Origin of the sequence: Sulfuricaulis limicola (assembly GCF_002355735.1) — a bacterium.
GTDB classification, from domain to species: Bacteria; Pseudomonadota; Gammaproteobacteria; order Acidiferrobacterales; family Sulfurifustaceae; genus Sulfuricaulis; species Sulfuricaulis limicola.
Map to the genome: position 1 here is coordinate 1463483 of NZ_AP014879.1, position 24795 is coordinate 1488277.

Below are 24795 nucleotides of genomic sequence, written 5' to 3' on the forward strand. Positions count from 1 at the left end.
GGCACAAAACCGTGTTGACTAACGCTAATTATCGGACATCCGGCGCGTGAATCAAATAATTTTTGGGCTCAGGCGATGCCGGTGACGGCGCGCACCGCGTCACGGTACGACTGATCCTGCGCGAGCTGCGTGCGCGTCGGATTTTCGCGCCCGTGCATGCGCACCAGGCGCAGGTGCGACACCGGATCGTCGTGGGTGCCCAATCCCGTCAGTACCTGGTCGGCGGCGGCGGTGTCGTTGCACACCAGCACCATGTCGCAGCCGGCGGAAAGCGCCATTTTGGCGCGGGCCACGACGTCGCCGGCGACCTTGGCGCCCTCCATGGACAGGTCGTCGCTGAAAATGACGCCCTGAAAACCAAGCTGCTCGCGCAGGATTTTGCGCAGCCAGGTACCGGAAAACCCGGCCGGGAGGCTGTCCACCCGGGAGAAGACCACGTGCGCCGGCATGATGCCTTCGAGGCCGTAGTGGATCATGCGTTCGAACGGCACCATGTCCTCGGCCTGGATGTCCACCAGTTTGCGCCCGTCCACCGGCAGCGCCAGGTGCGAGTCGGCCTCGACCGCCCCGTGGCCGGGGAAATGCTTGCCGACAGCGGCCATGCCGGCCTGGTGCATGCCGACCATGTAGGCATGGGCCAGATCGGCCACGGTCTCGGGATGGGAATGGAAGGCGCGGTCACCGATGACCCGGCTGACGCCGCGGTCGAGGTCGAGCACTGGCGCGAAGCTGAAATCGACTCCGATGGCGCGCAATTCGGTCGCCATCAGCCAGCCGCTGGTCTCCGCCAGGCGGCGGGCGCGCTTGGGGTTCTCGTCGTGGATGCGCCCGAGCTCGCGGATCGGCGGCAGCGCGGTGAACCCGTCGCGGAAGCGCTGCACCCGCCCGCCTTCGTGGTCCACCGCCACCAGCAGTTGCGGCTCGCGCTGAGCGTGGATGTCGCGCACCAGCGCCTCGACCTGCTCGGGGAACTGGTAGTTGCGCGAAAACAGGATGACGCCGCCGACCAGCGGGTGCCTGAGCCGTTCGCGCTCCTCCGGAAGCAGCTCCAGTCCTTGCACGTCGAGCATGACCGGGCCGAGCGACATGGCTAGGAGGAAGTCGCAATACACACCGTCATTCCGGCGCAAGCCGGAATCCAGTGTATTAATGCCTTTATTAAACTGGACACCGGCTTTCGCCGGTGTGACGAATCTTTTTTGAACATTCCCTATCCCTTTATCACTACCCGCGTGCCGGCGGCGACGCGGTCGAAGAGTTCGATGATTTCGCTGTTACGCATTTTGACGCAGCCGCGCGACCCGGGGACGCCCATGGGGTCCTCGTCCGGGCAGCCGTGGATGTAGACGTAGCGGCGCATGGTATCGACGTTTCCGAGGCGGTTTTTACCCGGTTCCCGCCCGCACAGCCAGAGGATGCGCGTGAGAATCCAGTCGCGGTTGGGGAAGGCGGCGCGCAGCGACGGCGAATATATCTCGCCCGTGGGGCGGCGCGACACCAGCACGCTGGCCGGCGGCAGGCCGGCGCCGATCTTGGCGCGGATGTAATGCTCCCCGCGCGGGGTTTTTTCGCTGCCCATCTGCTCCCCCGCGCCGTTGCGGGCGGTCGATATGCGCGTGTGCATGAGCGTTTTGCCCTGCGCATCCTTGAGGGTCAGGGTCTGGGCCGGGATGTCGACTTCTATAGTATGTAGCGATGCGGCCATGCGTTCAGGGTCTGACGAAGAGAGCCATGGTTTCAACATGGCTGGTCTGGGGGAACATGTCCATGACACCGGCGGCGGCGAAACGATAACCGAGCGCGTGCACCAGATACTCGCTGTCGCGCGCCAGCGTCGCCGGGTAGCAGGACACGTAAACGATTCTTGACGGAAGTGGCTCGGCCAGCATCTTGATGGCCTCGATAGCGCCGCCGCGCGGCGGGTCGAGCAGGAGCTTGTCCGGTTTGAAATCGCCCCAAGACGGACCAGAACTTTCCTTATACAAATCAGCGCTAATAAATTCAACGTTCGAAATCTGGTTTAACTGCGCATTGGCCCGCGCGCGCCTGACCAACCCCGCCTCGCCTTCCACGCCCAGCACGCGCCCGGCACGGCGCGCCAGTGGCAGCGTGAAATTGCCGAGGCCGCAGAACAGGTCGAGCACCTTGTCGGTCGGCGCGAGTTCGAGGAGGTTTATGGCCTGCGCCACCGTGGCCGCGTTCACGGCGTCGTTGATTTGGATGAAATCGGCCGGCTCGAAGCGGATATCCACGTCGGAGGCCGGGATCCGGTAAGACAGCGGCTCCGGGGCAGCCGGCCACAGGGGCGCGATCGAATCCGGCCGCGAGGGCTGGAGGTAAACCCGGATGTCGTTGTGTTCGCCGAAGGCGGCGAGTCGTTCCCGGTCGTCCTCCGTCAGCGGGACCAAGTGCCGGAACACCAGCGCCGCGGCATCAGACCCGCACGCGACCTCGATCTGGGGGATGCGATTCGGACAGGACAGCTCGCCGATCAGGGTTCGCAGTGCCGGCAGCAGCGTGGAAACCTTGGGTTCGAGTACAAGACAAGTCTCAAGATTAGTCAGGAAACTCTTGTTTCTCTGGCGAAAACCTATGACCACCCCGCCCTCGCTGGGAACCTGCCGCACGCCGAGGCGTGCGCGCCGGCGATAGCCCAGCACGGGGCCGATGACGGGCGCGAGCCAGGATTCGGGCGTCACTTTGCCGAGATGCTCCAGCTGCGCGGCCACAATCTCCTGCTTGGCCCGGAGCTGGGCCTCCGGGCGCAGGTGCTGGAGGTCACAGCCGCCGCAGGTCCCGTAGTGCGGGCATGGGGGCGTGACGCGGTCCGGGCTCGGTTCCAGGATTTCGGTCACTTCACCGGTGTCATAGCGCTTGCGCCGTTCCCGGTAGCGGAAACGCACGGTCTCCCCCGGCAGCGCACCCTCGATGAACACCGCCTTGCCGTCGATCCGCGCCACCCCGCGGCCGTCGTGGCTGAAGGCGGTCACGGTGGCGACAGGGGTTTCCGCGCCGGACGGCGACTCATGGCGAGGTTTGGCTAAAACATCACTCCCTCTCCCCCGCTGTTGCGGGGGAGAGGGCTGGGGAGAGGGAACCCTTTCGTTGGGCTTCTTCAAGGATTTGTCTGCACGGGGATCATTTTTAACGAACGACGACATAAACCAGCACTTATTTCCAAGCCTCAAGAAACTCATTGAAATGCGGCTTGTTGGCCTCGCGCAAGGTTTTGCGCACCAGCTCGGTCTCGCGCTTCCAGCCGGCCTCGTCGAGGTTGCCGCGTATGAGTTCGTAGCGCAGGTAGATGAGATAGGTATTGAGCGCGTCGGTCTCGCAGTAATCGCGGATCTCGCCGATCTTGCCGGCCAGATACTGGTCCCACACCTCGCTGCCGTGGCGGCCGAGCTTGCCGGGGAAGCCGAGCAGCTGCGCCATCTCATCGAGCGGCGCGGTGGCGCGCGGCTGGTAGCCGGAGAGCACGTCCATCAGGTCGGTGTGACGCTCGTGGAAACGGCTGAGATAGTTGTTCCAGCGGAAGCTCTGATCGTCGCTGCCATTTTCCCAGTAACGCGGCGCGGAGATGCCGTGATGCAGCATGCGGTAATGCAGCACCGGCAGATCGAAGCCGCCGCCGTTCCAGCTGACCAGCGTCGGCGAGTATTTCTCAATGCCGTCGAAAAAGCGGCGGATCAGGTCGGCCTCGCTCGAATCCGGCTCGCCCAGCGACCACACGCGCAGGCTGTCCTCACGCCGCAGCACCGCCGAGATCGCCACCACGCGATGCATGTGATGACGCAGGAAATCCGATTCACCGGTCTGCTCGCGGCGCTTGGCAAACATGGCCTGGCCGGTTTCCTTGTCGCTCAGTCCGTCGAGGCCGTACAGCTTGCGGCCGGTGGCGACGTCGGGGATGGTTTCGATGTCGAATGCGAGAATGTTCATAATGTTTTCGAATATTATCTGTAGGGCGCGTACCACGCGCCATTAGCTTCGGTTAAAAAATGAACGGCGCGTGATACGCGCCCTACATCGTATTATTCGGGAAAAACTCCCGTCGACAAATATCGATCGCCGCGGTCGCAAATAATGGTGACGATCACGGCATTCTTCACTTCCTGTGACAACCGCAGCGCCGCAAGCGTGGCGCCGCCGGAGGAGATGCCGCAGAAAATGCCCTCCTCGCGCGCGAGGCGGCGTGTCATTTCTTCCGCCTCCGCCTGCGTCACTTCCATGACGCGATCGACGCGCCTGGCGTCGTAAATCTTCGGCAGGTATTCCCTGGGCCAGGCGCGGATGCCGGGGATCTGCGAGCCTTCGGAAGGCTGCACGCCGACGATCTGGATTTTTGAACTCTTCTCTTTCAGGAACCGTGACACCCCCATGATGGTGCCGGTGGTGCCCATGGAACTGACGAAGTGCGTGATTTTGCCTTCGGTGTCGCGCCAGATCTCGGGGCCAGTGCCTTCGTAGTGCGCGCGCGGGTTATCCGGGTTGGAGAACTGGTTCAGCACCTTGCCCTTGCCTTCCCGTTCCATTTTATCCGCCAGGTCACGTGCGCCTTCCATGCCCTCTTTCTGCGTCACCAGTACCAGCTCAGCGCCGAAGGCCTTCATGACCGCGCGTCGCTCGAGGCTCAGGTGTTCCGGCATGACCAGCACCATGCGATACCCTTTCATGGTCGCGGCCATGGCCAGGGCGATGCCGGTATTGCCGCTGGTGGCCTCGATCAGCGTGTCGCCGGGCCTGATTTCACCGCGCGCCTCGGCGTGCTGGATCATGGACAGCGCCGGGCGGTCCTTGACCGAGCCGGCGGGATTGTTGCCTTCGAGCTTGGCCAGAATCACGTTCGTGGTCTTGCCCGGCAGGCGTTGCAGCCGCGCCAGTGGCGTGTTGCCGACGAAATTTTCCAGAAGCTTCATGGGCGGAATATTAACCTTCGCGTAACGGTAAATCGACTTCTGTCTCCAGGCGGACAATCATCATGTAGCCCGGATGGAGCGAAGCGGAATCCGGGTATCCTGATCCCCGGATTCCGGCGCCAAGGCGCCTTCATCCGGGCTACAAGACGTTTTTAAGTATGTTTACGCCTGCTCCAGGTGTTCGACGATCAACTGCAGCGAGCGATAGCCCTGGTATTCGTTCACGTCCAGCTTGAAGGCGGCGTGGATGCGCGCCCAAGCCAGCGGCTTGCCGTCACGCACGCTGTTGAAGGCGATGGCGTCCAGCGTTTTGGTGACGCCGGGCAGGCGCAGGCCGAGCTTCAGGTGTTTCTCGCCGACCACGCGCTGGCTCACGACCTCGAAGCAGCTGTCGAACAGCGGTTCCGGAAAGCCCTGCCCCCAAGGGCCGGCCTCGCGCAGCAATTCGGCGACCGGGAGCGACAAATCCTCGGGCGTCAGTTCGCCATCGCTGACGACCTTGCCTTGCAGGTCGTCGTCGGACAGGTGCAGGCTGACTTCCGTATCGAAGGCCTCGCGGAAGGCGTCGAAGTGTTGTCGTTGCAGCGTCAGGCCCGCGGCCATGGCGTGTCCGCCGAACTTGCTGAGCAGTTGCGGATGGCGCGCGGCGATGGCGTCGAGCGCGTCGCGGATATGCAGGCCCGGCACGGAACGCGCCGAGCCCTTCATCTCGGTGTCGCTGACCGGCGCGAAAGCGATCACCGGGCGGTGCACGCGCTCCTTGATGCGCGAGGCCACGATGCCGATCACACCCTGGTGCCAGGATTCATGAAACAGGCACAGACCGCGCGGCAGTGCGGTCATGTCGAGGCGCAGGCTCTCCACCTCCGCGACCGCCTGTTGCTGCATGGTCGCCTCGATGGAACGGCGCTCGCGATTCAGGGCGTCGAGTTTTTCCGCCATGGCATGGGCCGTGGCGGGATCGTCCGTGAGCAGGCATTCGATGCCGAGCGACATGTCAGTCAGCCGGCCGGCGGCGTTGAGGCGCGGGCCGACGATGTAGCCGAGGTCCATGGCGGTCACGCGTTGCGGCTGGCGACCGGCGATGCGCAGCAAGGCCTCGATGCCGGCGCCGGCCTGACCCTGATTGATGCGTTTCAGACCCTGTGCCACCAGGATGCGGTTGTTGGCGTCGAGCGGCACCACGTCGGCGACGGTGCCGAGCGCGACCAGGTCGAGCAGCCGCGCCAGATTGGGTTCGGCGATGTTACGCTCGCTGAACCAGCCGCCGGCGCGCAGACGCGCGCGCAGCGCCAGCATGACATAGAAGATCACACCGACACCGGCGAGATTCTTGCTCGGGAAGGAATCGCCCGGCTGGTTCGGATTCACGATGACCGTGGCCGCCGGCAATGACGCGCCGGGCAGGTGATGATCGGTCACCAGCACCTCGATGCCGCGGCTGCGTGCCGCTTGCACGCCCTCGATGCTGGAGATGCCGTTATCGACGGTGATGATCAGATCTGGTTTCTGTTCCGCCGCCAGCGCGACGATTTCCGGGGTCAGGCCATAGCCGAACTCGAAGCGGTTCGGCACGAGATAATGCACGTCGGCCGCGCCCATAGCGCGCAAGGCGCGTACGGCGAGCGCGCAACTGGTGGCGCCGTCGGCGTCGAAGTCGGCGACGATGAGTATGCGCCGCTGTCGCCGCAGCGCATCCGCGAGCAGGATCGAGGCTTCATCGATGCCCTTGAGCCGGGCCGGCGGAACCAGGCGCTCCAGGGATTTGTCCAGCTCCTGCCGCGAGGCCACCTGCCGCGCCCGGTAGATGCGCTGCAACACCGGGTGCAGGTCGGTCAGAAAACTTTCCGCCGTGGTTGCCGGACGGCGAATGATTTTGGCGCCGGTGATCATGATCTGTCGTGGCCGCCGCGATACGACGCCAGTGGACGACGCCGGCGCCACCAGCGGCGCGCCTGCCCCGATCCGATCGTGAAGCCTTTGCCATCATCGGTAATCAAGGTCACACGACCAAGGGCGCCGGCTTTCAGGTCGCGCAACAACGGCTCCATCCAGCTTGTTTCCAGTTTCCCCAGCGCCTCCTGCCAGCGCGGAACATCGGCATAAAGCGTCGCATCGTGCGCTTCATCCAGCACCATCAGGTGCTCGCCGGCCGCCTCCGATTGCCGGCGCCAGTCGGCATAGTTTTCGGGCAGGCCGGCAGCCGGTGTGCCGGATAATTTCGCCAGCGACAGGCTCACAGGTTCGTTGCTCCATACGCCGGTCCAGGTCACCGGCGCGATGCGTGGCAGCCGGCCGTTGCCCCAGAACCACAGGCTGTTGACGGGGAGCTTGCCCTCTTTTTCGCGCTCGACATTTACCGTCGAGCCATGCAGCAGGATCTGGATTTCATTCATGATGGTTTGCCACGGCTTCTCGTCGGGCCCGCGCGGCAGAAACCCGCGGATGTCGCGCCCAACCACCTGCGACAACGCTGAGGTGATCAGCTGCGGGGCGCGCTTCGGCTTGAGATACCAGCGCGCCGGGTGCGGCGCCTTGAGCAGCCAGCCGTCGGCGGTAAAGACTTCCATGATTTCCGCGACCAGGCGACTGGCCTGCTCCGGAGAGATTTCCAGTTTCTGTGCGTCGGCAAGAATCAGGCGGTCACGATCAAAGCTCAGGTGCACCGGGTCCGCGCGCAGCCACCAGTCGCTGTCGATCACACCCATGTCGAACATGCGCGTGACGGCGGCCACCGGCAAATCGCTGTTTTCCTGCCGGACCAGATCAAACAGCGCAAACAGGCCTTCTTCATAGCCCTGCGGCAAGCCGCGGTCGACCGGTTCGGCGCGTGACAGGAGTGTTTCCAGCGCACGCAGACGAGCCCCGCCGGCGTGGCCGTTTTCCTGCATACTGAACAATCCGGGGAGATAAAGGGTCAGGTGACTCGCGGGACGATCCGTGGCTTCAGTCATTTTTATTGCCGGTCCCGGCCAGTGCGCATCATCGGCCGATTTTATGTCATATCCCTCTCGCACAAAACGGAACTCCGGCCGCATCGGAAAACAGGCATGCCGGCCAGGAAGACGTCACGCCGGCCCGCCTTGGCGGGGCCAAAATGCAGCAAGGTACGGGAACCCTGTCCACCCTCCTCCTCTGGGTGGCCTGTTCCCGCGAAAACGCCTGAAAAGTACATCAGAAAACCCTTATTTTCCGCTGAAATATCAGGTGCTGGCCTGACTTTTGCACTATTTATGGTCATTGCAAGGAATTCACAGGCAGGGGCGCCTTGACCTCCAAAACCGGGGTATCGACAGCACAGGACAAAACCATCGCCGACGACGGCAAGGTCGTGGTGATGGACGATTTCGTGCAATCGCGCAACGCCAAGGCCGCGCTCGACGGTTTTGCGCGCGGGCTGTCCCAGTTCAAGCGCTGGCGCGACGACCTCGCGCAGGCCATCGCCGATTACCAGTCCTGGGTCGAACAGCAGGGATTCTCCGACGGCGAACAGGATCTGCGCGTCTATGAGCTGATCGAGATGCTGCAGTCGGACAAACTCACGGTAGCGCTGGTCGCCGAGTTTTCGCGCGGCAAGACCGAACTTCTCAACGCGATTTTCTTCTCCGATTACAAGCAACGGCTGCTGCCCTCCGCGGCGGGTCGCACCACCATGTGCCCCACCGAACTGCGCTGGGACGAGAAGGACGGCCCCTGCGTCAAATTGCTGCCGATCGAAACGCGCAAGACCGCACTGACCATCTCCGAATACAAACGCACGCCGGTCCACTGGACCACGATGCATATCCTGAAAATCAGCTCGGCTGAGGAAGTGCGCGAAGCGCTTTCCGAAATCACCAAGACCAAGAAGGTCAACATGCGCGAGGCGCAGGAGCTGGGCCTGTACGATCCGAAGCAGCCCGCCGACAAAAACGCCCCGGTCGCCGACGGCATGGTGGAAGTCCCGGTGTGGCGGCATGCCATCGTCAACTTCCCGAACCCCCTGCTCAAGCAGGGGCTGGTGGTGCTCGACACGCCCGGCCTGAATGCCCTCGGCGTCGAGCCCGAATTGACGCTGAACACGCTTCCCAGCGCGCAGGCGATCCTGTTCCTGCTGGCCGCCGATGCCGGCGTGACCAAGACCGATCTCGATGTCTGGTCCAACCACGTGAGCACCGTGAAAGGCAATCCGCACCTGGTGATTCTGAACAAAATAGACATCCTGTGGGACGAGCTGCACGACGATGCCGCCGTGGCCAAGACCATCGCGCGCCAGGTCGAAGAAACCGCGCGCACCCTGCATGTCGATCGCAAGGCCATTTTCCCGGTGTCCGCGCAGAAAGGCCTGATCGCCAAGATCAAGGGCGATACCGCGCTGGCCGCGAAGAGCGGACTGTCGGTGCTGGAAGACAAGCTCACGCAGGACCTCATCCCGGCCCGGCAGATGCTGATCCGCAACCGCATCGTGCATGAGGTCAGCGGCCGCGTCGAAAGCAGCCGCGGGCTGATCGAATCCAAGCTCGCCGGTGTCAACAAACAGCTGGGCGAACTCAAGACACTGAGCGGCAAGAACCATGAAGTGATTCAGAAAATGATCCTGCGCATGCGCGCGGAAAAGCAGCAATATGACAAGGAAGTCGAAGGATTCCAGCTGACCAAGGCGGCGCTGTCGAAGCAGGCGCAGATACTGCTTGGCCACCTGAGCATGACCAGTCTGGATGAATTGATCGCCAAGACACGCGTGGCCATGAACGAAACCTGGACCACGCGCGGCCTCAAGAACGGCATGGAAACGTTCTTTTCCGGCACCCGCGAACGCATGGAAAAGGTCAGCTTCGAATCAGACGAAATCCGCAAGGTGGTGGAGGCGATTTACCTGCGCCTGCACACCGAATACGGGCTGGCCAAAATCGTCCCGCCGCGGCTGTCGCTGCTGCCGTTCGTGATGGAATTCAAGAAGCTCGAGGAACGCGCTGATGCGTTCCGCGACAGTCCGGTCACGATGATGACGGAGCAGCACTTTGTCATCAAAAAATTCTTCATCACGATGGTGAGCCAGGCGCGCCAGCTGTTCACCGAATGCAATACCGCCTCGAAGAATTGGTTCCAGGCCGCCGTGTCGCCGGTTTTCGCGCAGATCCAGCAGCACAAGGCCACGATTGACCGCAGTTTCGAGGCACTGAAGAAGATCCACGAAAACATGGATAGCCTGGGCGAGCGCATCACCGAGCTGGAGCATGTCCGCCAGGAGCTGGAAAAACAGATGAAAACGACCGATGTCCTGCTGGAACGTATCCACCGCCCGCTTTCGGGCTGACCGGCCGAGACAGGAAATGCCACTATTTCATCAGGTTATGAACACATCATCACAAGGTTCGTTATCTGTGGGTTTGTCTGGCCCGACTGACGGGTGCAGACTAAATTTAAGGGACACCCGGAAAGGGTGAGTTATGCGCGCCTATACAAGAAAATCAGGTGCGGCATCAGAAGGAAACAGCGTCTCACCACGTGTCCGGAACGCACGGGCAAGTACGCCATCAGGGGTGTAACCGATGTCCTCCATATTGATCATTGACGATCAGTTCACGAGCCGGAAGATTCTGGAACAGCTCGTGTCCACCCTCAGCGGACATATCGAGGCAAAATCGTTCGCCGACCCGGTACAGGGGCTGGAATGGGCCGGGACCCATCATCCCGATCTGGTGCTGACCGATTACAAGATGCCGAACATGGACGGCATCGAATTCACCCGGAAGTTCCGCGAGATACATCCCGACACCCCGCTGGTCGTCGTCACCGCCCTTGAAGAAAAGGAAATACGCTACCAGGCGCTGGAAGCCGGTGCCACGGATTTCCTGACCAAGCCGATCGATCACACCGAATGCCGCGCACGCTGCCGTAACCTCCTCCTGCTCAGTCACCATCAGCGACTGATCAAGGACCGGGCGCACCTGCTGGAATTGAGAGTCAGCGAAGCCACGAAGGAAATCCGCATCCGCGAACAGGAAACCCTGCTGCGCCTGGCCAAAGCCGGCGAATATCGCGACGAGGAAACCGGCAACCACGTTTTGCGCATGGCCAAGTTCGCGCGCCTCATGGCCGAAAAACTGGGTTTACCGGAAAGCGATTGTCACGTCATCGAGATCGCCGCGCCCATGCACGACATCGGCAAGATCGGCATTCCCGACGGAATCCTGCTCAAACCAGGAAAGCTCGACGCGGAAGAACTGCAGATCATGCGCACGCATACGCGCATCGGTTATGAAATCCTGAAGGACAGTCCTTCAAAATATCTGCAGATGGGCGCGGTCATCGCCCTGGGGCATCACGAGCGCTACGACGGCACCGGTTATCCCAGCCGGCTGCGCGGATACGAGATACCGCTCGAGGCCCGTATCGTTGCCGTTTCCGACGTTTTTGACGCGTTGACATCCGTCCGGCCGTACAAAAAGGCCTGGTCGATACAGGACGCGCTCAACTACCTGAATACCGAAAGAGGAAAGCACTTCGACCCTGTCTGCGTCGACGCCTTCCTGGCGCAATTCGAAAAAATCCTCAGCTTCCGCGAGAAATTCCTCGATCTGCCCGCCGCGGATAATGGCTAGCCCGCATGGACTCCGAAACCACAGTCACAGAAGTTCATCGCGGCTTGTTCGCTACTCTTCGCGAACGCCTGGCCAAGCGTTCCGACAGCGAGCATATACAGGCGCTGGTACGGATCGCCATCGGCAGCATCGGAACAATGTATGTTTTTTTCATCTACGCCAGCGGGAAACTCAGCGTAAGCCAGCAGCACATACTTTTTATCGCGACTTGTTTTGTTCTGGCCGCCATCGGCATTTTTCTGCTGGTCATCATTCAACCGGAAGCATCGCCACCCAGGCGACTTGCAGGGATGGTGCTCGATTTCAGCGCCACATCTTATTTCATGTACGTAATGGAGGACATGGGATTTGTCTTCTTCGCGGTTTACCTGTGGGTCACCATTGGCAATGGTTTACGTTATGGAGCCCGCTACCTCTTCATGGCCATGACCGCCAGCATCGCAAGTTTTTCGATTGTTCTAGCCAATAGTTCATACTGGAGGGAGCAATGGGGGTTCAGCGCAGGGTTGCTGGTCGGCTTGGTCGGCCTGCCGCTTTATTTATCCAGCCTCCTGAAACAACTCGGCAAACAACACGATGAGCTCAAGAAACTCTATGAGCAAATGGCCAGACATGCGACCCATGACTCGTTGACGAACCTGCCCAATCGCAAACACTTCCACGATCAGCTTGCGGTAACTATCGCATCAGCCAAGCAGGAAAAACAAACTTTCACGGTTTTGTATCTTGACCTCGACGGGTTCAAGGCCATTAACGATGATTTGGGTCACGCAATCGGTGATCAGCTGATAGAGAAAACTGCACGCAGGCTGGAGCATTGCGTACGCAAAGGCGACATGGTTGCACGTGTGGGCGGCGACGAGTTCATTGTGTTATTGCAGGATGTGGTGTCGTCGGATGTCTCAAAAATAGCCGAAAAAATCATCGAAAACCTGTCCAAACCATTAATGCTCGCTGACAGGTCTCTTTCCATTACTACAAGCATCGGGGTCGCAACATACCCCCATGACGGAGTCGACATAAATGCGCTAATACACAGCGCCGACATTGCCATGTATGAAGCCAAGCGTAACGGCAAAAACGGTTATCGGATTTTCAGCCGCGGACAAGTCCATTTCGCGCCGCTTAACGTCAAAGGCCTGTCAGGCTAGAGCCTTATGGACACAAATACTCACCCTGCATCGCCCAGGCGTTCAATCTTCGCGGGGCTGCGCGAAAAACTTGCCCAACGCCCTGACAGTGAACACGAACAAGCGCTGATACGCTTGGTCATAGCGGTAATTATTGTTGGCTACTTCTTTTTATCCGCCATTTTGGATGGGGAAATCACCCCGGACGAGCATCCGGCTTTATCGCTGTCTGTCCTGGTTTTATTGTTTTCAGTTGGGATTATTTCCTGGATTTTTATCAATCTGAAAAAGTCTGTTGCACGCCGCATAGTGGGGATGATGACCGACCTGTGCGCAACTGCATACTGCATGTACATAGGCGGTGAAGCCGGCACACCGGTTTTTGCCGTGTTGCTTTGGGTTACGTTTGGAAATGGTTTTCGCTTTGGCGAGAAATATCTCTACGGAGCCATGGTGATAAGCGTCATCGGTTTCCTGTCGGTATTGGTTACGAGCGACTATTGGGCCAACCATCGAACTTTGGGGGTAGGCCTGTTGATCGCATTGATAGTTCTTCCTCTGTATGTCGCAACTCTGGTGCGACAACTCCATGCCGCGCTCGCGCGCGCCAAGGATGCCAGCCAGGCTAAAAGCCAATTCCTGGCCAACATGAGCCACGAGATACGAACACCGTTGAACGGCGTCATTGGCATGAGTCATCTGCTGATGGGAACTCCCTTGCATCAGGAACAGAAGGACTACGCGCAGACCATCCATGCCTCGGCGCGTACGCTCCTGACCCTGATCGAGGACATTCTGGATATTTCCAAGATCGAGGCCGGCAAGGTCACGCTGGAGACGACGGACTTCGACCTGCACGGACTCGTACACAGTATCGCCATGATGCTGGCGCCGCAGGCCCAGACCAAGGGCCTCAGCTTTTCCGTTCGTATCGACCCGGAAACGCCCTTTCTCCTGCGCGGCGACCCGGTACACATGCGCCAGGTGCTTATCAACCTCGTCGGCAACGCCATTAAATTTACCGAAAAAGGCGGAATCGAGATCAGCGTCAAGCTTGTCAGCGAGGAACCTGCCGACGCTACCATCAAGTTTGAGGTTACCGATACCGGCATCGGCATCGCCCCGGAAGCGCAGGCACGGATTTTTGAAAGCTTCACCCAGGCCGATACTTCCACCACGCGCCGTTTCGGCGGCACGGGGCTCGGCACCACCATTGCCAAACAACTGGTGGAATTGATGAAAGGCCGGATCGGGCTGCAAAGCACGCCCGGTGTCGGCTCGACATTCTGGTGCGAGATCAAGTTTGCAAAACAGGCGCTGGCAGCGCAGTTACTGGCCGACACGGAGAAGCTGGTCGATACCCGTGTGCTCATGATTTCTTCCGGCACCGGCAACCGCTCACTCGTGCTGGGATTCCTGAAAATCTGGGAAGTCGAACTGTCCATGGCGGAGAATGCCGCGCAGGCTTTCGCTTTGCTGGTAAATGCCGCGCATAGCGGCCGCCCGTTCCATACCGTGCTGGTGGATCAGGAACATCTCGACATGTACCCCCTGCAATTCATCGTCGCCGCCCGTTCCGAGCCGACCCTGTCCGATCTTTCCCTGGTTCTCATCCGCCAACAGAACGATAACAAAGTCTCGGACGAGTACTTGAAGGCGGGCTACTCCTATGTCCTGGAAAGCCCGGTGGAGAAAAGACTGTTGTTCAACGCCCTGCATGCCAGCACCACGGCGCAACAATCCGACCATGAAGACGTGGTCTGGCTGAATGACCGCTACAAGCGGCATGCGGGCATACGGCAGTCCGGCCTCAAGATACTGGTCGCCGAAGACAATGCCATCAACCAGAAGGTCATCAGCAAAATCCTCGAGAGTGCGGGCCACCGCCCTATTCTCGTGGCAAACGGCGAACAGGCTCTGGATGCGCTGTCGCGGGAATCGTTCGACCTGGTGATACTGGACATGCAGATGCCGGTCGTCAGCGGCCTGGAAGTGGTAAAAATCCACCGTTTCACCGGACCCAAGGACTCGACCGTGCGTTTCCTGATTCTCACGGCAAATGCCACGACCGAGGCCATGAACGAATGCCGCGAGGCCGGCGCCGATGCCTTCCTGACGAAGCCGATCGAACCCGCGAAATTGCTCGATCAGATCGATCGTCTCGCGCCCAAGGGCGCGGTAGCCAAAAGTCGGGGCAAGATGGCTATGAATACTCCCGAGACGTCCGCCGTTTCCATTCCATCGGATCACGTGCTGAACGATGCCACACTCGCCAGTCTTGAAATCATGGGAAAACGCTCTTCCTTCATACCCGAACTCATACATGGTTTTCTCCATGACACGGAAGGATTGCTGGAGAACATGGAAAAGGCCATACGGGCGAAACGCTACGAGGACTTCAAGGACCTCGCGCACGCCATGAAGGGCAGCGCCGGCAGCGTGGGTGCACAGTCGCTCTACGACATCTGTTCAGGAATATCCGGCATCTCGGACGAGACACTGGGCAAGAAATCCTCTGCGCTGATGCATGACCTGGTCACGCAGTACGAATCGGCGCGTTACGAGCTGCTGGCTTATCTCGAGCGACGCGCGGCCGGTTAACCAACCGACTCAGGCAAGCTGTTGTTCCTCGACGACAGGTCGCAGAATCGCCAGCTTCTCCTGGGTCCGAGCAATCCGTTCCATCACCCGCAGATCCCGTTCGCCGAGCTGTAACGCCGAATCAACCCAGATGGTGACAATGCGCATCAGCTCATCGTAGCTGATGGGATGATAGGTCCGTCGGACCTTGTGGACGGCTTCATGGCCAATATGCGCGCGGTTGTACTTTTTCATATAGGCATATACGGCCTCTTCCCCCTGATCGTTTTCGGCCAGCACGTCCACCACACCCATCTCGTAGAGCTCCTCGGCGGAATACATACGTCCGCTCAGGATCATGCGCTCGGCACGCGCCGGGTCGAGTTTGCGCGCCAGCAGGCTGTAAGCACCCATCCCGGGGAAAAGATTGAAAAGAATTTCCGGCAGCCCCATCTGCGCCCGACGCTCGGCGATCAGAACCCGGCTGGTCAGCGCACCTTCAAAGCCGCCGCCAAATGCATCGCCCTGCACCAGTGAGATCGTGGTAATCGGCAGATGATAACCCACGTGCAGCAAGTCAATGCAGGCCTTGGCATAACGAAAAAGTCCTTCACGATCGCCAGCGCGGATCAGCGTCAGGAACAACGCCAGATCGCCGCCGAGACTGAAAACACCGGGTATACGTGAAGCTACTACCAAAAACCGCAGTCCACTGCGCTTGCCATGTTCGGTCTCATGTCTCACGCACTGCTCAATACTGCGGTGGAAATGTTCCAGCTCGGAAATGAGCTCAGGTGTGTAACAGGGACGAGAGGCTGGTCGCATATAGCACCAAGCCGCCCGCTGCTCGGCATCATAACGCGTGACCAGCTCGCGGTAATGTCCCTGCGGGAAACACCCCTGCGCTTGTTGCTTGCCGTCCATTTTCACCGCCCCTTTTCGGTTGCAAGCCTGCTTTTCAGTCAGATGCATGGCGACTGGTGCGACCTAGTATCACTGCCCCAAAACGAAAAAACAAGCGGCCCCGTTTTTGCATTGCGTAACAGCATTTGCTTCCGCGGCCTTCCGGCGGCGTACATAAACGTAATTCTTCCAGATATCTCTGGTCATGGCCGAAATGCCACAATCCAGACAAGAACCCTCAACTGAATCGCCGCATCGCCACGGCCGCGTTGTGACCGCCGAAGGCAAAGGATTGTGTTAAACCCACCTGTGGATCGAAGCGTTCAACGCGGCGCACGAAGTTGAGATCGAGCAAGGGTGTGTCAAGGTTTTTGCAGATGTGCGTCTTGCCATCACGCAGGGTCAACGCCGTGACCAGCGCCTCGAATGCCCCGCTGGCGCCAATGGTATGCCCCAGGATCGACTTGGTTGAATTGACGCGCACCGATTTTCCGAACACGCGCTCGATGACGCCAGCCTCGATTTCGTCGTTGTTCCGGGTACCGGTACCGTGGGCATTCACGTAATCGACGACGTCGGGTGACACACCGGCATCCGACAGTGTGGAGCGAATCATGCGTTCGATTTGTTTTCCTCCGGGCGCAAGACTCATCATGGAATGGGCGTCAAAAGTCTCGGAGAAGCCGATTACTTCCGCCATGATTGGCGCACCACGTCGTTGGGCGTGCTCCAGTTCTTCGAGCACCAGCGACGCCGCTCCGCCCTGGCTGAACAGGAACCCCGAACGTTTTTCGTCAAATGGCCGGTTTGCGGTTTGTGGATCGGCGAATTCGCGTACCAGGGTCCCCGAGACGTCGAAACTCCGGAAGATATGGCCATGTTCATCGGCGAAATATTCACAGCCTCCGCTGACAGCGACATCGACGCGACCGTCTCTTACCGCCCGGAAAGCATTGCCTACAGCCACGGTGCCCGAGGCGCAGGCGAGGCAACAGGTTTGATTCGGTCCCGTCAGGCTGTATTTGATCCCGATCGCCGCGGCGGGCGCGTTCGGCATCACCATGGACACCTCGAAGGGATTGAAGCGCGTTCCGTGGGTCATCTGCGCGATTACACCATCCAGTACAGTATGGTCCTCCATGCCTTTGTGTTCATCGGTATAGGCTGCTAAAGCAGCGCGTGACTTGCGGAACAGATGATGTGTGTGATTCTGCAGGAAGGTGATCGCCCCACCGAGCCCGGTGCCAAAAAAGACGCCGGTCCGTGCGCTGTCGGCTCCGGACAATACGAAATTGCGTGAACGTTCGCCGGCCGGCACAAGGGAAAATCCGGCGCGTCCGATAGCCTCGCGTGCAGCACCGAGGGCGAGCATGGCTACCGGGTCGAGCTGTAACCGTTCGGCACGTGCTACACCCAGGGACTCTGGATCAAGCTCAGGCAGCGGCGCCCAAATACGAGAATGCAGTTCGGAGTGATATGGCCAGCTTGCCGGAACAGGCACAACCGCCGATGCTCCACTCAGGCACCGGGACCAGAACACGTCCACGTCACTGCCAAGGGAGCTGACGACGCCGGCCCCCGTGATCACTACCCGCCGGTTCATGCGGAAGCGGTTTCTTGGAGTTTCCTGTCTATGAAGGAGACGATGTCCTTGACGGTGACAAGCCCCGTCACCTCTTCCGGTGGCAGGCTGTGTTCAAACTCGTCTTCCAGGGCAATGAACAACGTCATTTGCTGGAGGGAGTCCAGCTGTAGGTCGTCACGGAGCGATAATTCCGGCTGAATTTCGGTTTCTTTCCGATTCAATACTTCAGAAAAAACCTTGAATACTCGCTGCTGCACATTGACGTTCATAGATATATCACCCGAGCGGTTTTAAAATGAATGAAAATCCTGATGCTCCAGCACCGTCCATGGTGTCCGTAATTTTAAATTGTGGCCGGCGCACTATGCACCTTGATGCGCCAATCCGCCCGGCGGTTCAGCTCGTCGTCATGGACAGAAAGCCGGAGGCTTGCCGGCAGCGGCGCATAATCGATGTCGTAGGCTTGTTGGCGCAGGGCGGAATAATCAGTCATGCTGTCTATTTTCAGCCTGTCGTAGCCTCCGGCCATGGGGTGTCTGCGCAGGCCTGCCGTGTAGCGGCAGAACGTGGCGAAACGCAGGTCGTCGTCAGGCAGATTCTTGTCTTTCAGCAGGAAACCGTAGTAGTTGACGTAGCTGTGGTACAACAGGTCTTCCAGCTGTTTGCGCGGCAGTTTCGGGTGTGACCACGTATAGCAACTTCCATCGAACCGGTCGAGGTTTTTTTCCGCGATCATGCCGGTCGCCAGGAAATCGTCGTATTGTTCGGTACCGGGAATGGGGGTGAGAATATAAAAGGACACAACTCTCGGGCGCAGTGTTTTCAGCACATCAACGTGATGCCGGATCTCCTCCTCGTCGTCTTCAGGAAATCCGATGATGTTGGAAAAATGCGGGCGGATGCCGGCTATGTTGCACAGCCGGACGATTTCAGCATAACTTTTCGGATGGTTATGGTGTTTACCTGCCGCCTTGAGTGTTTTGCGGTTGAAGGACTCGACACCCACGAACATCTCGTAACAACGCGCGCGGCCGAGCAACTCCACCAGTTCCGGATCTTTTGCGATCTGGGTGTCACACTGGCAATAGAATGGCAGATCGATATTTTCTTCAATCATGGCTCTCAACAATTCCCGTACCTGCGGGAATTTGTTGAAGTTGTCCGACACGAACTTGATGATCTTCACGCCGGCATGTTTTGCCCGCCGCAGGCTTTCGAGGGTGCTCTCGATGTCGGGATTTCGCACTTGCCTGCCCGAGATCTTGATGACAGAGCAGAAATTACAACGGTATGGACAACCCCGCACAGGATAAAGCCCCAATACCGGAGCTCCATACCTTGCCAGATCAGCCTGGCTCGGAGGATTGATCACGATGTTCGGCAGCTCGTCCGCCCAGCGTCGGCCAGCGCCATACACGGGTTGCAATTCCCCCGCCACGGCATCTTCCAGAATTTCCTGCCAGATCAGCTCCGCCTCGGCCAAGGCAAAACTCACGCCGCGCCCCTGTAACGAAGTGGTATCACAGGTCATGGGATGCGGTCCGCCGATGACGCAATGACGCACGCCGTGGTGACGGGCGTAAGCCGCCAAGTCGAGTGCGCGGTGAAACTGGTGGGACTGGACGCCGACCAGCGCCAGCAGGGTGATCACATCCGGGTCATGGTGCAGCCAGCGCAGGTAACTCAAATCCTGCCACACATACTCATCCACGGTGATAACTTCGATCGCTGCCTTGCCGACGCGCCCGGGGGTCAGGCTGGCGATGTGCCACAAAGTGGCATTGGGCATGTAGCCCTTTTTGAAGCGCTCGACGGATCCATCCACGCTGTACTTGCTGGGCTTGATCAACACCACTCGAAGCTGCGCCATGGTACTCCCTGTTGTAAGTATCTGGTCCTGCCTCCCGGGCCTCCCCAAGCCCAGACGAACTCTAGCCATCCAATGGCGTTACAACTCTGATCCGTGTCAATTTTTTCGCTTCGAGTCCTCAGATAATGCTCGACTCTTCCTTGAGTTGCAAGAAAGAAAGCGCCGGAGCCATGAATCGGAGGCGCTGGCCGGAGCCCCGAGTTGCCTGGCCGACAAACCTTGGTAAATGAATGGAAATAAAAAATGCAAAAAAGATCGCTATTTCGGCTTGATAGCTTTCGTCCAGCCCTCCGCCGCGCAAAAGAAAGGGTTGTTGGAGACAGGTTCCAGCCGAGACTCAGTACCGGGAGATGTTCATCGGGTATTCTTGCCGGACCCAATCCATGATGCGGCAGGCGATGCGTATAAGAGGTGTAATTTCGCCCACCGCCACAAGTCGTACCGCCCTGCGCCGGGCATGCCGGACACGACGCCGCTTTTCATAATCCTGCGCGATGGAGTAAGCGCACGGCGGTTGACGGTTTCGGAAAGCGAGACAACGCGCCCCGACCGTTCGTCGCGGCAATTGCAAAACGAACCTGTAATTACAGGGATTTGTCGCGGTGCGGGCTGGCGCCCGCCGTTTCTTCCGGTTGTGACCAGGCGGTGATGTAATCGGCCATGCGTTCGAGCGGCGCTACCTGGCAGGCGCCGCCGAGCCGTATGGCCTGTTCCGGCATGCCGAATACCACGCAACTTTTTTCATCCTGAGCGATGGTGTATGCGCCTGACATTTTCATGGCATGCAGGCCGCGGGCCCCGTCGCTGCCCATGCCCGTCAGGATGATGCCCAGGGCCTCGGGACCGGCGACACGCGCCGTGGAATCGAACAGGACGTCGACAGAAGGCCGGTGGCGGTTTACCGGCTCCCCCTCAAAAACCCGCACCGCATACCCGCCGCCGGCGCGCATGATCTCCATGTGAAATCCTCCCGGCGCCACCAGCGCCACGCCTGGCTTCAGCCGGTCGCCGCTTTTGGCCTCGCGCACCTCGATGTGGGAAAGCTGATGCAGGCGTTCGGCAAATGAAGCCGTGAACCTGGGCGGCATGTGCTGCACGATCGCGATGCCCGGCGTCGAGCGCGGCAATTTGGCCATGATTTCCGAGATAGCCTGGGTGCCGCCCGCGGAAGCGCCAATGACAATAATGCCATCGCGGCAATTGGACGATACGGTCTGAATTAACGGTACCCTGATCTTGACGACCGGCGTCGCCGGCGCGGGACGCACGTGGGCGCCGGCCGCTGCGCGCACCTTGGCGCGGATTTCCTCAACCAGCTCGTTGCTCAGGCCTTCACGCACGCCGCCCTGCGGCTTGGCGACAAAGTCCACCGCTCCCAGGTCGAGCGCCCGCAGGGTGGCGGCCGCGCCCCTTTCCGTGTGTGAGGACACCATGACCACCGGCAGGGGATGCAGGCGCATCAATTTTTCCAGGAAGGTAATGCCGTCCATGCCAGGCATCTCGACGTCGAGCGTCAGCACGTCGGGTTTCAGCGACTTGATCTTCTCGCGCGCGATCAGCGGGTTGGCCGCCGTGCCGACGACATTGATTTCCGGGTCCTGTTGCAGCACGGCGGTCAACACCTGACGCATCAACGCCGAGTCGTCGATGATGAGCGCTTTTATTTTTTGCTTGTCTTGCATGTCGGTTTCCGGTTCCGAACGGTTTAGCGCGTGTCAGAAAAGCGTGACGTCGCCATCGGTCTTCTGTTTCTTCAGGCTGATCAGGTACACCACTTCTTCCTCCGCCGTGCGTTCGGCCTCGGTCTTGCCCAGGTATTTGAGAAAAACCTTGCCGGTATGTGTCTGGAACAGGACACGGCGCGGCTGATAGCCGCCCAGATCCTCACGAACGATCGGAATTTGTTCCGTCTCCAGAAAGCGTCTGACGAAATCGATGTTGCGCTGCGGCACGCCGTCGAGGCTTTCGCGGATATTGAGCACGTGGCCGCCGCCGAAAACCTTGGCCTGGAAGCGGCGGCGGTCGGCGCCGAGCTTCATGAGGTCGCTGATCAGCAATTCCATGGCGTTCACACCATAACGCGTGCTCGTCGGATCGCCGGGATCGGAACCTTCCGGCAGCATGAAATGGTTCATGCCGCCCATGCCCAGCACCGGATCGTAGAGGCAGGCGGCGATACAGGAACCCAGCACCGTATCCAGCAACAACGGCTGACGGCTGGCGTGCAGTCCGCCGATGTGGATAGTCATGCGCGTCAGGTCAGCGTCGATACTGGCCGGCAGGCGTGTTCCCGTGGCGCTCCTGGGCTGGATGGATTTCATGCTATTTCTTCTGGTAGATGCTGTGGCCGACGGGTTTGAAGAGATCGTTCAGGCCATGCATGGCCTCCGAATGCCCGAGCATCAGGTAGGCGTCTTTCTTGAGCACGCCGGCCATGCGCCGGAACAGCTTCTGCTGCGTGGGCTTGTCGAAATAGATCAGCACATTGCGGCAGAAAATGACGTCGAACTTTTCATGCATCGGCCAGGGCTCTTCCTGCAAATTGAGCCAGTGAAAATGGACCAGCGACTTGAGCACGGGTTTGGCCATCACCTCGCCCTGGTGCGCGCCCTGCCCTTTCAGGAAATAGCGGCGCAGCAAGGCTTCGGGTATATGCGACGCCTGCGTCTGCGTGTAAACGCCGCTGGCGGCGCGGGCCAGCACGTCGGTGTCTATATCCGTCGCGAGAATACGGATGTCCTGTTCATTGAAGGATGGCATGGCCTCGAGGGCGGTCATGGCGAGCGAATACGCCTCTTCGCCGGTCGAGGAAGCCGCGCTCCACAGGCGCAACGGCCGTTCGCGACCGGGGTTCTGCCTGTAGGCCGGAAATACGTGCTCGGAGAGAAAGCGGAAATGATGTGGCTCGCGAAAGAAATCCGTCTTGTTGGTAGTGATGGCATTGATCATGGCCATCAATTCCGCGCCCTCGGGATCGTTTTCGACCAGCAGCACGTAATAGTCGGAATAGTGGCGCAGGCCATGATGGCGCAGGCGCTTGGACAGTCGCGAGCACACCAGCGCCTTTTTGTGCTCGGAAAGCGCGATGCCGGTGTGCGCGTGGATGAATTCACGCAACTGGCGGAACTCCGCGTCCGAAATAGTCAGCCGGCTGTCATCCAGTATCGAACTGAGCTTTCCGGTAACCGTGTGGCTGGGCGCCATGTAGATTCCCTGGTTGTTGGTATTGCGGCGCGTGGCAGATGTTCCTCACGCGCCGGACTGCTGCACGGAACGGTTCCTTCAGAACTCGGTCCAGTCGCCTCCCGCGGCACTGGCCTTCTGCGACACGACGCGCGGCTTGAGGTATTGCACGTTCCGGGAATTGCCGGATTTTTCCGGGTGTTCCGTTTCCGTGACGGAGGCCGGATCATTCGCCTTCACGGCCTGAGCGGCGGGCTTCGACGTTTCGACACCGCTGACGCGTTTCATCGCCTCGGGCCGGAAGGTGAAATGCGAAACCAGCGCCCGCAGCTGTTCCGCCTGCGAGGCCAGTGACTGGCTGGTGCCGGAAAGCTCCTCGACCTGGGCGGCGTTGGATTGCGTGACGCCGTCCATCTGCATGATGGCGCGATTCACCTGTTCGATGCCGGAAGCCTGCTCCTGGCTGGAAGCACTGATCTCGGCGATGATCTCGGCTGTGTTCTTGACGTTTTCCACGATGCCCTCCAGCGTCTTGCTGGAGGTGTTGACGAGCTGCGCACCGTCCTGGACCTTATCCACGCTGTCCTTGATCAGCGACTTGATTTCCTTGGCCGCGGAAGCACTGCGCTGTGCCAGATTGCGCACTTCGGACGCCACCACCGCAAAACCGCGCCCCTGTTCGCCGGCGCGCGCCGCTTCAACCGCCGCGTTCAACGCCAGCAGATTGGTCTGAAACGCGATCTCGTCGATGACGCTGATGATATCGGCGATCTTGGTGCTGCTGGTATTGATCGCCTCCATCGAGCGCCGCACCGAAGACGACATGACCACGCCCTCGTTGGCCGATTCGCGCGCTTCCAGCGCCACCTTGTCGGCGCGCAGCGCGTTGTCGGCGTTCTGTTTCACCGTGCTGGTCATTTCCTCCATCGAGGCGGCGGTCTCTTCCAGCGAGCTGGCCTGCTCCTGCGCCGACGAGGACAGCTGCTCTGCCGCTGAACTCAGCTCCATGGAACCGCTGGCCACCGATTCGGCCGCCTGCGAAACCTGCAGCATGCTTTCGTGGAACTCGTCCACCAGCACGTTGAGCGCGCCAATGGCCTGGCCCACCTCGTCGCGGCGATCGGTATACAGGGTGGCGGTGAGGTCACCCTCGGCCACACGTTGCATGGTGCCCACCAGGCGGTTCAGCGGGTTGGAAACGGTGCGCACGAAATAGATCGCGATGGCGATCGGGACGATGATCGCCGCCAGGATGCCGCCGATGGTGATCATCTGGTATTGCCGGTACACCATCTGCGTTTTCTCATGGTGCGCCTGCAACGTCTTGCCCAGCGCCGTGTTGTCCTTGACGATGGCCTGTGTCTCCTGAATGGCGTCCATCACCTGGGACAGGCTTCTCAGCCCCAGCCCGCCGACGACGACCAGCATGATGGTCATGATCAGCGCGGCGCCGATCATCTTGACACGGAGATTGAGACCCTTTGCATAGTACATTTCCATGGTACGCTCCTGTTGCGCTGAATTCGTTCTGTTACCTTGCCGCCGCGACGGGTGCCGCGGATGCTGATTTGTCCAGCGAGTCCGGATTGACCAGGCGATCGACGTCCAGCAGCACCAGCAGCTTGCCGTCGACCTGCGCCAGACCCTTGATGAACTCACGATTCTCCTGGCCCTCATACTCGGGCGCCTCGCACAAATGCGCGGCGCCGACATTGATCACGTCGCTCACGGCATCCACGACGATGCCCGCCAGGCGTCCGTTGACATTGGCCACGATGATGACCGTGAAGATGTCGCGCTCGGCCTCCGGCAGACCGAAGCGCAGGCGCAGATCGATCACCGGCACGATCACGCCGCGCAGGTTGAGCACGCCCTTGACGTAGGCCGGACTGTTCGGGATCGGCGTAACCTTGTCCCAGCCCTTGATCTCCTGGATCTTGAGAATGCCGATGCCGTAATCCTGCCCGTGCAAACGGAAGGTCAGGAACTGTTCCTCGCCGGATGTCGTCTCTTTTTGCTCCATTGCGCGCGCCGCTTGCAT

The 24795-nt window shown here is 60.0% G+C and carries 20 protein-coding genes; 4 read left to right on the top strand and 16 right to left on the bottom strand.

Annotated elements, in window-relative coordinates; genetic code table 11:
* Positions 1–68 precede the first annotated feature (68 nt).
* The 7 genes from nagZ to SCL_RS07225 form a co-directional block, all read right to left on the bottom strand.
* Entirely contained in the window at positions 69–1088 is a 1020-nt protein-coding gene (gene nagZ / locus SCL_RS07195) for a beta-N-acetylhexosaminidase (RefSeq protein WP_096360585.1), read from the bottom strand.
* 122 nt (positions 1089–1210) lie between these two features.
* Positions 1211–1705, bottom strand: coding sequence for a L,D-transpeptidase (locus tag SCL_RS07200; RefSeq protein ID WP_096360586.1), 495 nt, complete (start codon positions 1703–1705; stop codon positions 1211–1213).
* Positions 1706–1709: 4 nt separating this feature from the next.
* Positions 1710–2990, bottom strand: coding sequence for a 23S rRNA (uracil(1939)-C(5))-methyltransferase RlmD (gene rlmD, locus SCL_RS07205; RefSeq protein WP_197702554.1), 1281 nt, complete (start codon positions 2988–2990; stop codon positions 1710–1712).
* A 181-nt stretch (positions 2991–3171) separates the two neighbouring features.
* Positions 3172–3942: a 3'-5' exonuclease gene (locus tag SCL_RS07210; protein ID WP_096360588.1), complete on the bottom strand. Its 771-nt coding sequence runs from the start codon at positions 3940–3942 to the stop codon at positions 3172–3174.
* 92 nt (positions 3943–4034) lie between these two features.
* Positions 4035–4919, bottom strand: a complete 885-nt coding sequence (cysM, locus tag SCL_RS07215; protein WP_096361893.1) for a cysteine synthase CysM — start codon at positions 4917–4919, stop codon at positions 4035–4037.
* Positions 4920–5081: 162 nt separating this feature from the next.
* Positions 5082–6812: a single-stranded-DNA-specific exonuclease RecJ gene (gene recJ, locus SCL_RS07220; protein ID WP_096360589.1), complete on the bottom strand. Its 1731-nt coding sequence runs from the start codon at positions 6810–6812 to the stop codon at positions 5082–5084.
* Positions 6809–7873, bottom strand: coding sequence for a hypothetical protein (locus SCL_RS07225; RefSeq protein ID WP_148665027.1), 1065 nt, complete (start codon positions 7871–7873; stop codon positions 6809–6811). Before SCL_RS07225 ends, recJ begins: the two co-directional genes overlap by 4 nt.
* Before the next feature lie 314 nt (positions 7874–8187).
* Here SCL_RS07225 and SCL_RS07230 point away from each other — a divergent pair, with 314 nt between their 5' ends.
* The 4 genes from SCL_RS07230 to SCL_RS07245 all read left to right on the top strand — a co-directional run bounded on the left by SCL_RS07230 (position 8188) and on the right by SCL_RS07245 (position 15234).
* Positions 8188–10215, top strand: a complete 2028-nt coding sequence (locus SCL_RS07230) for a dynamin family protein (protein ID WP_096360591.1) — start codon at positions 8188–8190, stop codon at positions 10213–10215.
* Positions 10216–10450: 235 nt separating this feature from the next.
* On the top strand, positions 10451–11503 hold the full coding sequence (locus SCL_RS07235; protein WP_096360592.1) for an HD domain-containing phosphohydrolase: 1053 nt from the start codon (positions 10451–10453) through the stop codon (positions 11501–11503).
* A gap of 5 nt (positions 11504–11508) precedes the next feature.
* Complete coding sequence (locus SCL_RS07240) at positions 11509–12654, top strand: GGDEF domain-containing protein (protein ID WP_096360593.1); 1146 nt, start codon at positions 11509–11511, stop codon at positions 12652–12654.
* A gap of 327 nt (positions 12655–12981) precedes the next feature.
* On the top strand, positions 12982–15234 hold the full coding sequence (locus tag SCL_RS07245; protein ID WP_172425962.1) for an ATP-binding protein: 2253 nt from the start codon (positions 12982–12984) through the stop codon (positions 15232–15234).
* A gap of 9 nt (positions 15235–15243) precedes the next feature.
* On the opposite strand, the gene SCL_RS07250 is transcribed toward SCL_RS07245, so the two are convergent.
* The 9 genes from SCL_RS07250 to SCL_RS07290 form a co-directional block, all read right to left on the bottom strand.
* Positions 15244–16185: a crotonase/enoyl-CoA hydratase family protein gene (locus SCL_RS07250; protein ID WP_197702555.1), complete on the bottom strand. Its 942-nt coding sequence runs from the start codon at positions 16183–16185 to the stop codon at positions 15244–15246.
* Positions 16186–16354: 169 nt separating this feature from the next.
* Positions 16355–17719: a beta-ketoacyl-[acyl-carrier-protein] synthase family protein gene (locus tag SCL_RS07255; RefSeq protein WP_096360596.1), complete on the bottom strand. Its 1365-nt coding sequence runs from the start codon at positions 17717–17719 to the stop codon at positions 16355–16357.
* Positions 17716–17970: an acyl carrier protein gene (locus SCL_RS07260; RefSeq protein ID WP_096360597.1), complete on the bottom strand. Its 255-nt coding sequence runs from the start codon at positions 17968–17970 to the stop codon at positions 17716–17718. Before SCL_RS07260 ends, SCL_RS07255 begins: the two co-directional genes overlap by 4 nt.
* A gap of 74 nt (positions 17971–18044) precedes the next feature.
* Complete coding sequence (locus tag SCL_RS07265; RefSeq protein ID WP_172425963.1) at positions 18045–19571, bottom strand: B12-binding domain-containing radical SAM protein; 1527 nt, start codon at positions 19569–19571, stop codon at positions 18045–18047.
* A gap of 584 nt (positions 19572–20155) precedes the next feature.
* The gene (locus tag SCL_RS07270) at positions 20156–21253 is read right to left on the bottom strand and encodes a protein-glutamate methylesterase/protein-glutamine glutaminase (RefSeq protein WP_096360599.1); all 1098 of its coding nucleotides are present in this window, start codon (positions 21251–21253) and stop codon (positions 20156–20158) included.
* Positions 21254–21286: 33 nt separating this feature from the next.
* A complete protein-coding gene (locus tag SCL_RS07275; protein ID WP_096360600.1) occupies positions 21287–21892 on the bottom strand; it encodes a chemotaxis protein CheD in 606 nt (201 codons plus the stop codon).
* A gap of 1 nt (position 21893) precedes the next feature.
* On the bottom strand, positions 21894–22775 hold the full coding sequence (locus SCL_RS07280) for a CheR family methyltransferase (protein WP_096360601.1): 882 nt from the start codon (positions 22773–22775) through the stop codon (positions 21894–21896).
* Between the two features lie 78 nt (positions 22776–22853).
* The gene (locus tag SCL_RS07285; protein WP_096360602.1) at positions 22854–24254 is read right to left on the bottom strand and encodes a methyl-accepting chemotaxis protein; all 1401 of its coding nucleotides are present in this window, start codon (positions 24252–24254) and stop codon (positions 22854–22856) included.
* A gap of 31 nt (positions 24255–24285) precedes the next feature.
* Positions 24286–24795 (bottom strand): chemotaxis protein CheW, encoded by a 510-nt coding sequence (locus SCL_RS07290; protein WP_096360603.1) that lies wholly within the window; start codon positions 24793–24795, stop codon positions 24286–24288.